Below are 14866 nucleotides of genomic sequence, written 5' to 3'. Positions count from 1 at the left end.
CGGCGCATGCAGGGGAAGGCTCTCCGAAGCTCGGCTGTTCACCGGCGCCGGCACTCACCCCCGGCCCCCTTTTTCCGACGGACGAGGAACACGGATGTCCCGTACCCCACGGCTCGCCGCGCTGTCGCGCACCACCTGGCTCGTCGCCCTGCTCGCGTTCGCCTGCCCGCTGCTCACCCGGGCCGCCTCCGAGACCAGCGCCACCCTCGCCCGGGAGCAGGCCGCGGAAGCACTGAGGCTTGCCCCCACCCCGCGTGGCACGGCCCAGCTCCTCCGGCTGCATGCCCTCGCCAATGACCTCGAGGATCTCACCCCCCTGGTGAAGACCTATGGCGAGGTCATCTCCCGGCGGAACAGCGACTCCGGCGCCCGTGCCACCGCGCACTTCCTGCTGATGGACCTGGAGCGCTCCCGTGGCCGGATGCAGCGCGCCGCCGAGTTGCAGGACGCCCTGGGCTTCATCGGCGACTACTACGTCGTCGGCGGCTTCGACAACGAGGGCAAGTCCGGCTGCGACAAGGACTTCGGCCCCGAGGCGGCCACGCTGGACCTGTCCGCCAACTACCCGGGCGCCAAGGGCCGCGAGGTATCCTGGCGCCGGCTCGCCGTCGGCCCCACGGAGGGCTACGTCGACCTGGGTACCGCGGTGCGCCCCAACCGCGAGGCCGTGGCCTATGCCCTCACCTGGCTGGAGGCCCCGGCCGAGACGCGCGTGGCGCTCGGCGTAGGCACCTCCGGCGCCTTCCGCCTGTGGGTGAACGGGGAGAAGGTCGCCACCAGCGACAACTACAACGTGCCCCGCCCGGACCAGTCGCGCGTCTCCGTGCGGCTGCGCAAGGGCCTCAACCGCGTCCTCCTCAAGGTGTGCCAGGAGTCGGGTCCGCTCGGCTTCTACCTGCGAAGGGATCCTCCCGCGCGCCTGCGCGTCACCCTGCCCGCCACCGTCCCCGCCCTCACCAAGGGCCCCTCCGCCGCGCCCCAGGTGCTGCCCACCATCACCTCCACCATGAAGGACGCGGTGGCCCGGGCGCCCGAGGACGCGCGGCTGCGCGGTGAGTACGCCACGGTGCTCGACTTCTTCCGCGCCTTCGACGAGCGCGAACACACCGCCACCGTGGAGGCCGGCCGCGCCGCCCGAGCCGCGCCCCAGGACGTGCGGCTGCAACTGCTCGCCGCCGACGCCCACCGCGACGACCTCAACCTGCGCCGCGCCTTCCTCGAGGCCGCCGTCCGCGCCGACCCCACCTCCCTCCAGGCCCGCGTGGCGCTCGCCGAGCACGAGCTGGAGCGCGGCCACCCCGAGCGCGTCATCGAGCTGCTCGAGCCCATGGTGGAGCTGGTTCCGGACTCGGCCGCCGCCCGCCTCACGCTCGCCCGGGCCCACGAGGCGCTCGGCGAGTCCGCCCGCGCGCACATGATGGTGGAGGAGGCGCTCCAGAAGCTGCCGCGCATCCCCCGCGTGGTGCGCGCCGCCGCCAACTCCGCCCGGGTCCTGGATCGCCCCCAGGACGCCGTGGCCCGGCTGCGCGTGGCCCTGGCGCTGCGATATGACGACCGCGCCAGCCGCTCCCTGCTGGCCTCGCTGCTGGCGGACATGGGCCAGGTGGAGGCCGCCGCGCGCGAGTACGCGCAGCTGCTCGTCCTGGACCCCTCCGACAACGCCACCCGCCTCAAGCTCGCGGAGCTGCGCGCCGCCAATGGCCAGCTCGACGCGGCCACCACCCTCTTCGCCGAGGCCCGCGCCCTCTCCCCGGACGAGCCCGAGGTGTACGAGCGCGAGGGCCGCGCGCTGCTGTCCTCCGGCCGCCACGAGGAGGCCCTGGCCGCCTTCGAGCGCTCGCTGGCGCTGCGCCCGCAGAACCCCGCCCTCAAGGAGGCCGTGCGCACCCTCAAGGGCGAGTCCGCCAGCGCGGGCACGGAGTACCTCACGGACTTCAAGGGCCTGGTGAAGGAGGCCGACGGCTACACCAACGAGGACGCCGTGTACCTCGTGGACACCACCTACGTGCGCGTGCAGAAGAGCGGCCTGTCCGGCCGGCTGCACCAGTTCGCCGTGAAGGTGCTCAACGCCCGAGGCGTGGAGGCCTTCCGCTCCTACCCCATCACCTACTCGCCGGACCGCCAGGAGGTGCGGATTCTGCGCGCCCGCATCACCAAGGAAGATGGCTCCGTGGTGGACAGCCATGGCGAGAGCGACCGCAACATCAACGAGCCCTGGACGGGCATGTACTACGACGCCCGCGCCAAGGTGCTCTCCTTCCCCGGGCTCGCCCCCGGGGACGTGCTGGAGCTGCAGTACCGCCTGGACGACACCGCCCAGGAGAACCTCCTGTCGGACTACTGGGGCGACGTGGAGAGCGTGCAGGGCGTCTACCCCAAGGTGCACTACCAGTTCCTCGTGGACATGCCCAGGGAGCGGCCCCTCTACTGGAACGAGAAGAAGCTGCCCGGCGTGAAGCACACCCGCAAGGACGTGGAGGGTGAGCGCGTCCTCTACAGCTGGGGCGCCAGGCACGTGGCCAAGGTGGTGCCCGAGCCCGGCATGCCCGGCTGGGCCGAGGTCGCCGCCAACCTCCACGTCTCCACCTACCGCACCTGGGACGAGGTGGGCCGCTACTGGTGGGGCCTCGTCCGCGACCAGCTCACCCCCAATGACGAGCTGCGCCGCACCGTGGACACCGTCCTCCAGGGCGTGGACCGCGAGGATCAGCAGGCGGTGGTGCGCGCCATCTACAACTTCGTGGTGACGAACACGCGCTACGTGGCGCTCGAGTTCGGCATCCACGGCTTCAAGCCCTACCGGGTGGACCGGGTGCTGTCGCGCCGCTTCGGCGACTGCAAGGACAAGGCGAGCCTCATCCACTCCATGCTGAAGGTGGCGGGCGTGGACAGCCGCCTGGTGCTGCTGCGCATGCGCGACCTGGGCTCCATCGGCGAGGAGCCGGCGAGCCTGGCGGCCTTCAACCACGCCATCGTCTACGTGCCCCAGTTCGACCTGTACCTGGACGGCACCGCCGAGTTCCACGGCGCGCGCGAGCTGCCCAGCGCGGACCGCGTGGCCAACGTGCTGGTGGTGGAGCCCGGCGGCAAGGCCTCCTTCCTCACCACGCCCGAGGCCCGCCCCGAGGACAACGCCTCCCGCCTCTCCATGAGCATGACGCTGCGGCCGGACGGCTCCGCCGACGTGACGGGCGCCTCCACCGTGGGCGGGCAGATGGCCCCCGAGTACCGCCGCGCCTACCGCGCCGTGGCCTCGCGCAAGTCCACCTTCGAGCGCTCCTGGGCCCAGAGCTTCCCCGGCCTCACCGTGCACGACGTGAAGCTCAACGACACCACCCGCCTGGATGACGACGTGCAGCTGGACTTCCGCATGGCCATCCCCCGCTTCGCCGAGGCCTCCCCCGGCCTGCTGCGCTTCCTCCCCTTCGGCACCGGCCGCGCCTACACCCAGTCCTACGCCTCGCTCGCCGAGCGCCGCTTCGACCTGGTGATGAACAGCCCCTGGGTCAACAGCTTCACCTTCCGCTACACCCTGCCCCAGGGCTACAGCGTCGCCGAGCTCCCGCCCAACCAGCAGGAGGAGACGCCCTTCGGCCGGGTGCGCCTCACCTACCGCCAGGAGGGCAACCAGCTCATCTGCGACGGCGAGGTGGCCATCACCGCCGCCCGGGTGAAGGCGGATGACTACGCGGCCTTCCGCGCCTTCCTCGGCCGGGTCGACCAGGGCTTCTCGCGCAAGGTCACCCTGCGCGGGCCCGCCTCTCCCACCGCGGAGCGCTGAACCAGGGGGCTTTGACGCTTTACCTGGAATTCACGGATTATCCCCCGTTAGGAACTCCAGGGCCTGTCCCTGAAGGCCTCCGGGGGAGTCCGTGATGACGTTGCGCTCGAAGGTGTGGCTGTTCGTGGCGGTGGCCATCGGCCTCGTCTTCGCCATGGGGGTGGAGCTCTTCAATGGAACCCGGCGGGGCATGCACTCCCGCTACCACCTGAGCCTCATCCAGGATCAGATCGACATCTACGGGCGGATGCACGGCAGCACCTGGCCCTTCGTGGATGCCCTGAGGCACGCGCGGCGGGACGGAGCGAACATCGCGCGCGTCCTCCTCGAGCAGGACAGGCGCATGGACCAGGACTTCGCGAGCCTCGAGAAGCTCGTGCTCCAGGAGGCATGGCTCTCGCGGGTGGAGGACAAGCCCTCGCAGGAGGAGCAGGCCCACGAGCGCATCGCCCTGCTCCATGACGCCCAGCACCGCTGGGTGAGACGCGCGGAGGAGCTCGCGCGCGCGATGGATGAAGGTGGGGAGGTACCTCCGGATGCGTGGTGGGACCTGTTCCAGGACTTCGAGGAGCACGTGGGCGAGCACCTCGAGACGGCCATCGTGGCGGAGCGTGCCAGGATGGAGGAGCTGCGACGCAGCTGGGACAAGCGCTCGCGGCTGGGCAACAGGCTGGCGCGGCTCATCCCCTCCGTGGCGCTCATGCTGGTGATGGGGATCGCCCTCACCATCCTGGAGCCCATCCAACGCTCCCTGCGCGAGCTGCACGCGGGCGCGGAGCGCATCGGGCATGGGGACTTCGAGCACGAGCTGCCCGTGAAGGGCGAGGACGAGCTCGCCACGCTGGGGCGCGCCTTGAACCGGATGGCCGCCGAGCTGCGCGAGCTGCTGCGCGACAAGCAGCGTTACAACACCCGCCTGGAGGAGACGGTGCGCGAACGCACCGCCGAGCTGGCCGCGGCCAACGCCCGGTTGGAGGAGAGCCTCCAGCAGCTCCACGAGACCCAGGACCAGTTGCTCTTCGCGGATCGGCTCGCCACCGTCGGCCGGCTCGCGGCGGGCGTGGGTCATGAAATCAACAATCCGCTCGCCTACATCCTCGGCAACCTCCGCTACCTCCAGGAGGAACTGGAGCGGACGGAGGGAGCCCCCTCCGAGGAGGAGCGGCGGGAGCTGCTCTCGGCCATCTCCGAGGCCCACGCGGGCGCCGAGCACGTCCGGCTCATCGTGCAGGACCTCAAGGTGCTCTCCCGCCAGGACGACGCCACCCACGGCCCGGTGGAGCTGGCCACGGTGGTGCGCGGCGCCGCCAAGATGGCCGCCCACGAAATCCGCCCCCGCGCGCGCTTCGTCGCGGACTGTGAGGGCGTGCCCCCGGTACGCGGCAACGGGGCGCGCCTGGGCCAGGTGCTCCTCAACCTGCTCATCAACGCGGCGCACGCCATCGAACCGGGCCATGTGGAGCGGAACGAAATCCGCGTGGTGGCGCGGGAGAGCGCCCCCGGCCGCGTCACGATGGAGGTGAGCGACACCGGAATCGGCATTCCGCCGGAAAACCTCTCGCGCATCTTCGAGCCGTTCTTCACCACCAAGCCGGTCGGCGTGGGCACGGGGCTGGGCCTGTCGGTGTGCCGCAACATCATCACCGCCCTCTCGGGTGAGCTCACCGTCGAAAGTGAACAGGGCAAGGGGACCACCTTCCGCATCACCCTGCCCATCGCCGAGGAGCTCGATTCTCCGGGCCAGCCGGCCTGACGCGCGAAACGAGGGAAGTGCTCACGCATCCATGCGCCCGCTGGATTTCTCCAGGGGGGCAATCATGGTCAAGCTGGCGCTGCTGGGAGACACCTATCCCACCCAACTCCATGTCAACTCGCGAGCACTCGAGGGCATGGAGGTCGTCTGGGCGGGCACGACACTGGAGTCCTTCCGAGCCGACGTACCGGGGCTCCGGCCGCAGGTGCTCGCGCTGGACTTCGTGGACCTGGGCAAGCTCCCGGAGCAGCTGGTGCCCGAGCTGCTGGCGCTCACCGGAGCGAGGCACGCGCTCGTCAGCTACCGGCTGACGAACCACGCCATGCTCCAGGCGCTCACCTCTCCGCGGCTCCGCTTCGTCCAGGGGCCGCTGCCGCTCAGCCTGCTCCGCGTCCACGTGCACCGGGCGCTCGAGGAGCTGCGGCGGGCCGGTGACAAGGCCTCCACCCCGGGCCCGTCACGCACGCCCCGGCCCCCGCGCTTCACCGCCGCGCAACTCGGCCGGCTGATGGAGATCTCGGTCTCGGTGAAGTGCGAGTGCCCCAACCACCTCGCCCGGCTCGTCAGTGGCCTGCTCGCCTTCGAGGCGTACTCGCGGGTGTGCGAGAGCCGGGAAGAGAAGGACCAGCGCATCCACGCCCTCCTCCACCGGCAGACGGCCTCCGCCCGGGAGGCCATGGAAGACGGGCTCGAGGCGCTGCTCGAGCACGAGAACATCCGGCTCTGAAGCCTCAGCCCACCAGCAGCGAGGAGAGCAGGTTGCGCACCTCGGGGGGGCCGTTCACCCGGTAGCGGGCGCGCGAGTCCTTGCCACCGGCGTGGATGGCGAGGCTCCCCTCGGGCAGCGCGGCGAAGAGATCCTCGTCGGTGCGGTCGTCGCCGATGGCCACCATCCGTGTGCCCGGCGCCATGTCCCGGGTGACGAGCTCCACCACACGGCCCTTGTTCACCCCGCGCGCACGCACCTCCACCACCTTGTCGCCGGGCAACACCTCCAGCGGACCGTGCGCGAACACCTCGCCGAGGTGCAGGCGCAGCTCGCGGGCCTGCCGGGCGCCGAAGACGGGGTCCACCTGCCGGAAGTGCCAGGCGAGCGAGCCCGACTTCTCCTCCACGAAGGCACCGGGCACGCGCGCGGCGAAGGCCTCCAGCACCGGGCGCACCAGGGTCTTCCAGTCGGTGGTGACGCCCTCCTGGGACGTCCAGGGCTGGCCGGGCTCGGGGCGGGACCAGAGGCCGTGCTCGGCATGCAGGCCCACCGGCAACCCGCCGAACCAGGCCTCCAGCGTCTCCCGGGGCCGCCCGCTGACGATGTGCACCCGGGTGTCGCGCCGGGTGGCGAGCCGCTGCAGCAGGTCCAACAGCTCCGCGTCCGGCGAGGCCAGCTCGGGCTTGGGCGCGAAGGACACGAGCGTGCCGTCGTAGTCGATGAGCAGCAGCAGGCGACTGGCCTCGCGCAGCTGGGTGAGCGCCGCCTCCGCGCCCGCGGGCTCCACGCGGGGCGGGGGCGTGGGCGTGGACTGGAGCTCGTTCAAGAAGGTGCGCACCCACCAGTGCACGTCGTACTCCTTCACCCGGGCGCGCAGGATGCGCATGCGCGTGCGCCGCTCCTCCTCCGGCATCTCCAGCGCGGCCTCCAGCGCGTCCGCCATACCCTCCACATCATAGGGGTTCACCATCACGGCATCCCCCATCTCGTCCGCGGCGCCGGCGAACTCGCTGAGCACCAGCACACCGTCCTCGTCCGGACGCGCCGCGCAGAACTCCTTGGCCACCAGGTTCATGCCGTCGCGGATGGGCGTGACGAACATCACGTCCGCGGCGCGGTAGAGGGCCGTGAGCTGCCGCTCGTTGAAGGAGCGGTAGAGGTAGTGGACGGGGACGTTGTGGACGCTGCCGTAGAGGCCGTTGATGCGCCCCACCAGCTCGTCCACCTTGTCGCGGTAGGCGGCGTAGTCCGCCACCGCGGTGCGGCTGGGGACGGCCACCTGGACGAAGCGCAGCCGGCCGCGCCAGGTGGGCTCGCGCTCCAGCAACCGCTGCACCGCCAACAGCCGCCGGGGAATCCCCTTGGTGTAGTCCAACCTGTCCACGCCCAGCACCAGCCGCAGCTCCGAGCTCTTCTCCCGGTGCGTGCGCACCTCCTCGAGCACCGCCGGCTCCCTCGCCAGGTTCTCGAAGGCCTGCGCGTCGATGCCCATGGGGAAGGCGCCCAGCCGCACCTCGCGCCCGTCATAGGCGACGCGATCCACCACCGTCTCCAACCCCAACAGCCGCATGAGGGTGCTGGAGAAGTGACGCACGTACGTGAGCGTGTGGAAGCCGATGAGGTCCGCGCCGAGCAGCCCGCGCACCAGGTCCGCGCGGTGCGGCAGGGTGCGGAAGATCTCACTCGAGGGGAACGGGATGTGGAAGAAGAAGCCGATGCGCGCCTGCGGCAACCGCGCGCGCAGGAAGGCCGGCACCAGCATGAGCTGGTAGTCGTGCACCCAGATGGTGTCTCCGGGCTGGTAGTGGCGCGCCACCAGATCGGCGAAGCGCTCGTTCACCTTGCGGTAGACGTCCCAGTCCCGATCCTGCTGGGGGATGCGATCGATGAGGTAGTGGCACAGCGGCCAGAGGGTGCGGTTGGAGTAGCCCTCGTAGAAGCGGCTGACCTCGCTGGCGCTGAGGTAGAGGGGCACGCAGCGCAGCTCCGCGAGCTGGGCCTCCACCGAGGCGCGCTGCGGCGGCGTGAGCCGCGACACATCCCCGGGCCACCCTATCCAGAGGCCCCCCGAGCGCTCATGTGGGCCCCGCAGACCCGTGGCGAGCCCTCCGGCACTGCGAACCACGGAGACCCCGTCCTTCTCGGCCTTGACGGTGACGGGGAGTCGATTGGAAACGAGCAGGAGTCTGGACATACGCCCCAGACCGTTAATCAATTACACGCGGGATGGCCACCCCGGAAATGGGGTCCGTGACACCTGGAGAACCTTGGCCACCGCCGCGTGACCACCCGAGCCGAGCGAGGAGCGCCGGCTCCCGCCCCGGTTTCCAGATGAAGGCGTCCAGCAGGTAGTGCGTGGCCTGGGGCAGCGCGAGCAGCGGCACCACGAGCGCCAGCACGTCCGGAGGCAACACCGGGCCGCCCTCGCCGAAGAGGCGGGGCCGCTCGTGCCACACGAGCCAGTCCCAGAGGAGCTCCTCGGCGAACGCGAGCGCGAACAGCACCAGCAGGAAGCCCGGCAGGCCCGCGCGCACCACGGCCCCGAGCCCGCCATAACCCCCCTCGGCGAGCCGCCCGCGCGCATAGCGGAAGAGGAGCGCGAAGTAGGGCACCCCGTGCAGGACGACATTCGTCACCGTGAAGGCGAAGTCGTCCCGGGCGAGCACGATGCCCCCGAACCACGTCACCCAGGTGGCGAGCACGAGCAGCACCTTGCCCACCTGGAGTCCCTCGCCCCGCATGGCGCGCGACACCTGGTAACCCGCCCACGCGGCGAGCACGAGCCCGTGAATGGCGAGCGCCACCGTGCCCATCCACGAGGGGAGCCCGGCGATGAAGTCGTTCTCCACGAACCACCAGAAGCCCCGTGGCAGGTGGGCGTGCCACCACACGACGGGACCGAGCGTGGCGGCGTAGACGGCGGCCGCGTCGAGGAGGCGCTCGGAGCGGGAAGCGCGGGCCTTGCGGCCGTAGAGGGCCACCCAGCCGTACTGCTGGCGGACGAAGTGGAAGAGCGCGGTGTACGCGAAGAGACGCCAGAAGGTGCCCGGAGAGAGGAGATACGCGAGCACGCCCAGCAGGTACGCGGCGAGTGGGGCGGTGACGTAGAGGCCGGGCCGTCGCCGCACCTCGTCCCCGTCCAGGTACGTGCGGAACAGGGTGGACCAGACATGGGCCACGTCGACACAGACGACGAGCAGCACCCAGGCCCACAGCGGCGTCTCCCCCACGGCGCCCAACAGGGGCGCGGCGAGCAGGAGTCCCACCGAGACGAGCGCGCTGCCCGCGAAGACCGCGAGGTCCACGCCCCGGCCGAAGAGCCAGGCCTGGGAAGGAGCGAGAAGACGAGACATCACCCCCGGAGGGTAGCAGCCTCGAACGTCGGCCAGAACGTCAGATGGATGGCGCTTCGCCCCGGGTGGGGCGCCCTTTTCAAGCCCGGATTGGAACGATGTTGAACATGGACGGGGGTTGCTTCTTTTTCCGAACCTGCTCCCCGGGCAGACAGGGGGGCTCGCGATACCTTCGTCCGCCCGTCCTTCCGGAGTGACATGCTCCCTGACTCCACCGTCAGCATTGATGATTCGCGATGGCCCCTCCGACTCGAAAGGTTCGTGGGGACCCCCACACCCCGGCAGTACGAGGACTACCTGGAGGAGTGCTCCGCCGCGCTGCGGCGTGGGGAGAAATACATCGCCATCACCGACCTCAGCCGGGGAGGCATCCCCACCCCCGAGCAGCGGCAGCGCCAGGTCCTCTGGCTCCAGGAGTACGAGTCCCGCATGCGCGAGTTGCTCCTCGGGGTGGCCTTCATCATCACCTCGCCCCTGGTGCGGCTGTCCGTGAGCACCGTCATGCACCTCAAACCCATGCCCGTGCCGTACTTCATCACCCACCGGGAGGTGGACGCGGTGGCCTGGGCGGGCGCGCGCCTCGAGGAGTGGGGAATGCGCATCGCGGCCGAGCGCGTCCGGAGCCAGTACGGGCTCCCCGTCCGGGTGTACACGGTGGAACGGGTCCGCTCCGCCTGAGTAGAACGGGAAGGGTGTCTCCCGACCTTCCTCCGCCTCCCGCGCGCTTCCGCCGCCGGCTCCTCACCGTGATGCTCGTCACGGGCCTGGTGCCACTCGTGCTGCTCGGCGTCCTCGCCTGGCGGGCGCTCGAGGACGTGCTCTCCGTGTCCCTGGCGCCCGTGGAGCGGGTGCTCGATGACGTCTCCGCCGGGCTCGCCCGCGAGGGCCACTCCCAGGCCGCGCTCGACGAGGCCCGCCTCAACCTCGCCCAGGCGGAGCTCGCCCGCCGCGCGCTCGCACGCCGAATTCCCATGCTCATCGCGGCCCTGCTGCTCGTCTCGGCCGTCGGGCTCACCGCCGCCGCCATGCTGCTCGGCCGCGCCCTCACCCGCCCCATCTCCACCCTCACCCGGGGCATGTGGGCCTACGCGCGGGGAGAGCTCACCGTCCAGCTCCCCACGCCCGACCCGCCCCGCGACGAGCTCCAGTTCCTCCTCGTCCAGTTCAACCGCATGGGCCGCGAGCTCTCCGCCCAACGCGAGCGTCTCAAGGCCGCCGAGCAGATAGCGGCCTGGCAGGACGTGGCCCGCGCGCTCGCCCACGAGCTGAAGAATCCCCTCACGGCGATGAGGCTCGCGCTGGCGCGGCTGTCACGCCCGGACGCACCGCCAGACGCCACCCGCCTGGGCGAGGCCGTCTCCCTGCTGCAGGAAGAGGTGGAGCTGCTCATGCGGATGACGCGGAGCTTCTCCGACTTCGCCCGCCTCCCCGCGCCGCGCTTCCAGCCCGTCGCCCTGCGCCCCCTGCTCGCCGAGGTGTGCGCCCTCTACCAGGGCACCTCGCCCGTCGCCGTGGAACTGCACCCCGGCCCCGAGCCCACGCTCTCCGCGGACCCGGACGGCCTGCGCCGCCTCTTCGGCAACCTCGTCAAGAACGCCACCGAGGCCTCTCCGCCCGGCGCCGCGCCCGTGCGGCTCTCCGTCGAGGCCCTCCCCTCCTCCGTCCGGGTCTCCATCCGCGACGGCGGCAGCGGCATTGCCCAGGTGCTCGAGGGCCCCGCCCTCACCCGGGGCCTGTTCAGCACCAAGCCCGGCGGCAGCGGCCTGGGGCTCCCCATCGCCCAGAAGATCACCCACGAGCACGGCGGCACGCTGCGCCTGGAGCCCGCGCCCGGGGGCGGCACGCTCGCGCTCGTGGAGCTGCCCCTGGGACCGCAACCCCCCGGGTTTGCGCTACGCTGAGCCCGTGCAATCCCCTGTCGCCGCTCCGCGCCCTCAGGCGTCCGGCCCGCGCATCCTCCTGGTGGATGACGACCCGGGCGTCCTCAAGGGACTGAGGGGCCTGCTGTCCGACGAGGGCTTCTCCCCCGTGGAAGCCCGCTCCGCCGCCGAGGCCGTCCGCCTGCTCGACGCGCCCGGCCAGCCACCAGCGCTGATGCTGCTGGACCTGCGCATGCCCGGAGAGACGGGACTGGAGCTGCTCGCGCGGCTGCCCCGGCCCCTTCCCCTCCCGGTGGTGGTGCTCTCCGGAGAGGCCTCGCCCGCCGAGGCCGTGCAGGCACTGAAGCTGGGCGCCACCGACTTCGTGGAGAAGCCGCCCTCGCCCGAGCGGCTGCTCACGGCGCTGCGCAACGCCCTCGCCCTGAGCGAGCTCCGGGAGGAGCAGCAGCGCCTCCGGGAGGAGCTGGCCCGCCCCGGCCACCTCGTGGGGGACAGTCCGGCCATGGAGTCATTGCGCGCGCTCATCGCACGCGTGGGCCCGAGCGACACGGCCATCCTCATCACCGGCGAGACGGGCACGGGCAAGGAGCGCGTGGCGCGGGCGCTCCACCTGGCCTCCGGGCGCAAGGGGCGACTGGTCGCGGTCAACTGCGCCGCCATCCCCGCCACGCTGCTGGAGAGCGAGCTGTTCGGCCACGAGCGTGGTGCCTTCTCGGGAGCCACCACGCGGCGGCTCGGCCGCATCGAGCAGGCGCAGGGGGGCACGCTGTTCCTCGACGAGCTCGGGGACATGCCGCTGGAGCTCCAGGCCAAGCTGTTGCGCGTGCTGGAGACGAAGGAGGTGGAGCGGCTGGGCGGAGGGCTGCCCATCCCCGTGAACGTGCGCATCCTCGCGGCCACGCACAGGGACCTCGCGCGGGCGGTGCGGGAGGGGAGCTTCCGGCAGGATCTGTACTTCCGGCTGAACGTGCTCCCCCTGTCCCTTCCGCCCCTGCGCGAGCGGCCCGAGGACATCCTCCCCCTGGCGAGGGCCTTCGCCGCGGAGCTGGCCGGGCCGAACGTCCCGCTGGAGCTCGCACCCGGAGCCGAGGATGCCCTGCGCGCCTGGCCCTGGCCCGGCAACGTGCGCGAGCTGCGCAACTTCATCGAGCGCCAGAACCTCCTGCGAGGCAATGGCCCGCTCACCCTCACCCCCGAATCCCTCACCGGCCCCACGCCCCTGAAGGCCGCGACACCTTCGCGGCTCGTGCTGGGTCAGAAGAGCTACCGCGAGCACGTGGACGACTTCGAGCGCACGCTCATCAAGGCCGCGCTGGAGGAGGGAGGAAGCATCGCCGGGGCCGCGCGGCTGCTGCAGGTGGACCGGGGTAACCTGCACCGCCGCATCAAGGCGCTCGGCATCCCCGCAGCGTGAAGCCAGGGACGTTTCATTCCCCCAGCCAGTAGAGGCCGCGCCGGGTGCGCAACACCTGCTCCAAGAACTCCGAGAAGGAGTTGGCGACTGGCCCGCAGTAGTGCGTGCTGGCGCGAGACCTCTTCGAGCAGGAGGCTCATGGGAGTGGCCATCGTCAGTTGTCCGTGTAGGGCGCCCTGCTCCGGGCGGTGCTGTACGAGGCGGTGAGGGACAACCTGGTCACGCTGCTGGAGGAGGCGAGCGAGGTGGGGCGCGGCCTGCCCCGGTACGTGGAGCGGGACTTCGCCCGGTACCTGGAGTGCGGCGTGCTGGCGCACGGCTTCGCGCGGGTACGCTGCGAGAGTTGCAAGGACGAGCTGCTCGTCGCCTTCTCGTGCAAGGGTCGAGGGGTGTGTCCCTCCTGCAACGCGAAGCGCGCGCAGGTGACAGCGGTGCACCTGGTGGAGCGGGTGCTGCCTCACGTGCCCTACCGGCAATGGACGCTGTCCTTTCCGCATCGGGTGCGGTGGGTGCTGCTGAAGGAGAAGGGGCTGCTCTCGGACGTCCTCACCCTCTTCCTGCGCGCGGTGTTCGCCCTACAGCGTCGGCGAGCGCGGAGGCAGGGCATCCCTCATGGGCAGGCCGGGGCCGTGTCTTTCATCCAGTTCTTCGGCTCGGCCTTGCAAGTGACGCCTCACTTCCAACGACAGGCAGGGCCTGGAGCGGCTGTGCCGTTACGGGGCGCGTGGCGCGCTGGCGCTGGAGCGGTTGTCCCGAGCCGAGGACGGCCGCATCGCTTACCGGATGAAGCGCCCTCTGCCGGACGGCACTACACACCTCTTCTTCACCGGGCTGGAATTCTTACGGCGCGTGGCATCCCTGGTGCCTCCACCTCGGGCGCACCTCACGAGGTTTCATGGCGTCTTCGCTCCAGGCGCGAAACTCCGGCCATTTCTGCTCCCCCTGACGGAGGCAGCGCCGAAAGAAAAAGAGGCGAGCGCAAAAGAGGCGAGCGCACCGCCCGAGGCTGCGGCGAAGGCGGAAGCGAACAAGGAGCGCATGCCGCGCCTGGATTGGGCCGGGCTGCTGCGCCGGACGTTCGTTCTGGACGTCTTCGCCTCTGCCGGGTGTGGAGGCTGGCGCCAGGTGTTGGCGTACGTGACAGCACCCAGCGGGGTGCTCTCCATTCTGGAGCACCTGGGACTGCCCACGCGCCCTGCGACGCTGGCCCCGGCTCAGGGGCCACCCCAAAGCACGTGGTGCTGAGCCACAGCAGGGGCTGCTGCTCCCAGCACCACTGCAGTCCTCATCCGCTGCCCCGCACCGCCAGGGAAGGTGGCCTGGGCCAGGCAGGCGTGTCTCCCCTGGAGATGAATCGGTTCCGCGCCGGCCCGGCGTGCGGTTCATGGGCTACCCGTCTGCGGCCCTCACCTCCCGCTCTGCTCCCGCCCTCTACCCCCAACAGGGCTCCTGTCCTTCCTATACGTCCCCCAAGCTGGAGAGGAGGGGAGCAGCAGCGGCGGCTACACCTTCGAGGTGACCGGCCCCTTCCGCTGAAACCCCGCACCTTGCGGGGCCCCACCTCGCGAGTGGATGCGCCTCTTCATTGCGGAACGTCGTGTTCCGCTCGGCCCGTCGCCACTCACGCAAGTTCGCCTCGCAGATGGACACGTTGCTCTCCCGGGGCGACTTCGACGGCGCGGCGAGCGCCAAACTGGGGCCCGACGTGGGGTGTCTCGGCCGGACCATCCGCGCGGGGCTCGTGGCCTATCGCGTCGCCGAGGAGGACAGCCGTGACGAAGTCATGGAGTCGGTGGCTCGAAGCCTGGAGCGCCAGGCCCAGCGCGAGGTGCAGAGCCTCAAGCGCGGCCTGAGCCACCTGGCCACCGTGGCCTCCACCGCGCCCTTCGTGGGCCTGCTGGGCACCACCATGGGCATCGTCACCGCCTTCCAGCAGATGGCCTAAGCGACCTCCTGACGCATCGAGGGCCCGGGCC

Annotated in this window: 11 protein-coding genes and 2 pseudogenes; 10 read left to right on the top strand and 3 right to left on the bottom strand. The window is 71.1% G+C overall.

Translation table 11 applies throughout. From position 1 onward, the window contains the following. The first annotated feature begins 94 nt into the window (after nt 1-94). From JQX13_RS25180 to JQX13_RS25170, 3 genes are all read left to right on the top strand, one after another. Entirely contained in the window at nt 95-3781 is a 3687-nt protein-coding gene (locus tag JQX13_RS25180; RefSeq protein WP_203411448.1) for a DUF3857 domain-containing protein, read from the top strand. A 94-nt stretch (nt 3782-3875) separates the two neighbouring features. Continuing rightward, nucleotides 3876-5534, top strand: a complete 1659-nt coding sequence (locus tag JQX13_RS25175; RefSeq protein WP_239015147.1) for a sensor histidine kinase — start codon at nt 3876-3878, stop codon at nt 5532-5534. 64 nt (nt 5535-5598) lie between these two features. Next, nucleotides 5599-6261: a hypothetical protein gene (locus JQX13_RS25170; protein WP_203411447.1), complete on the top strand. Its 663-nt coding sequence runs from the start codon at nt 5599-5601 to the stop codon at nt 6259-6261. Between the two features lie 4 nt (nt 6262-6265). Here JQX13_RS25170 and JQX13_RS25165 read toward each other — a convergent pair whose 3' ends face one another. Both JQX13_RS25165 and JQX13_RS25160 read right to left on the bottom strand, forming a co-directional pair. Next, on the bottom strand, nt 6266-8437 hold the full coding sequence (locus tag JQX13_RS25165; protein ID WP_203411446.1) for a bifunctional alpha,alpha-trehalose-phosphate synthase (UDP-forming)/trehalose-phosphatase: 2172 nt from the start codon (nt 8435-8437) through the stop codon (nt 6266-6268). Between the two features lie 13 nt (nt 8438-8450). Then, entirely contained in the window at nt 8451-9596 is a 1146-nt protein-coding gene (locus tag JQX13_RS25160) for a hypothetical protein (RefSeq protein WP_203411445.1), read from the bottom strand. Nucleotides 9597-9857: 261 nt separating this feature from the next. Between JQX13_RS25160 and JQX13_RS25155 the strand changes: the two genes are divergently transcribed. From JQX13_RS25155 to JQX13_RS25145, 3 genes are all read left to right on the top strand, one after another. Further along, nucleotides 9858-10274, top strand: a complete 417-nt coding sequence (locus tag JQX13_RS25155; protein ID WP_203411444.1) for an STAS/SEC14 domain-containing protein — start codon at nt 9858-9860, stop codon at nt 10272-10274. A gap of 71 nt (nt 10275-10345) precedes the next feature. Then, nucleotides 10346-11497, top strand: coding sequence for a sensor histidine kinase (locus JQX13_RS25150; protein ID WP_203412200.1), 1152 nt, complete (start codon nt 10346-10348; stop codon nt 11495-11497). 4 nt (nt 11498-11501) lie between these two features. After that, a complete protein-coding gene (locus JQX13_RS25145; RefSeq protein WP_203411443.1) occupies nt 11502-12890 on the top strand; it encodes a sigma-54-dependent transcriptional regulator in 1389 nt (462 codons plus the stop codon). Nucleotides 12891-13044: 154 nt separating this feature from the next. Here the strand turns inward: JQX13_RS25145 and JQX13_RS54435 are convergent, their stop codons facing one another. Beyond that, entirely contained in the window at nt 13045-13239 is a 195-nt protein-coding gene (locus JQX13_RS54435) for a hypothetical protein (RefSeq protein ID WP_239015145.1), read from the bottom strand. Between JQX13_RS54435 and JQX13_RS56490 the strand changes: the two are divergent. The 4 genes and pseudogenes from JQX13_RS56490 to JQX13_RS25125 form a co-directional block, all read left to right on the top strand. Beyond that, a pseudogene (locus tag JQX13_RS56490) lies at nt 13196-13318 on the top strand (transposase zinc-binding domain-containing protein); the annotation flags it as partial. The gene JQX13_RS54435 and the pseudogene JQX13_RS56490 overlap by 44 nt on opposite strands. 268 nt (nt 13319-13586) lie before the next feature. Beyond that, a pseudogene (locus JQX13_RS54430) lies at nt 13587-13739 on the top strand (transposase); the annotation flags it as partial. Nucleotides 13740-13928: 189 nt separating this feature from the next. Beyond that, nucleotides 13929-14135, top strand: coding sequence for an ATP-dependent helicase HrpA (locus JQX13_RS25130; protein ID WP_203411442.1), 207 nt, complete (start codon nt 13929-13931; stop codon nt 14133-14135). A gap of 340 nt (nt 14136-14475) precedes the next feature. After that, on the top strand, nt 14476-14835 hold the full coding sequence (locus JQX13_RS25125) for a MotA/TolQ/ExbB proton channel family protein (RefSeq protein ID WP_343211137.1): 360 nt from the start codon (nt 14476-14478) through the stop codon (nt 14833-14835). Nucleotides 14836-14866: the final 31 nt, after the last annotated feature.

This window comes from Archangium violaceum (assembly GCF_016859125.1).
Lineage (GTDB): Bacteria > Myxococcota > Myxococcia > Myxococcales > Myxococcaceae > Archangium > Archangium violaceum_A.
This window is presented reverse-complemented; position numbering and strand designations above follow the sequence as displayed.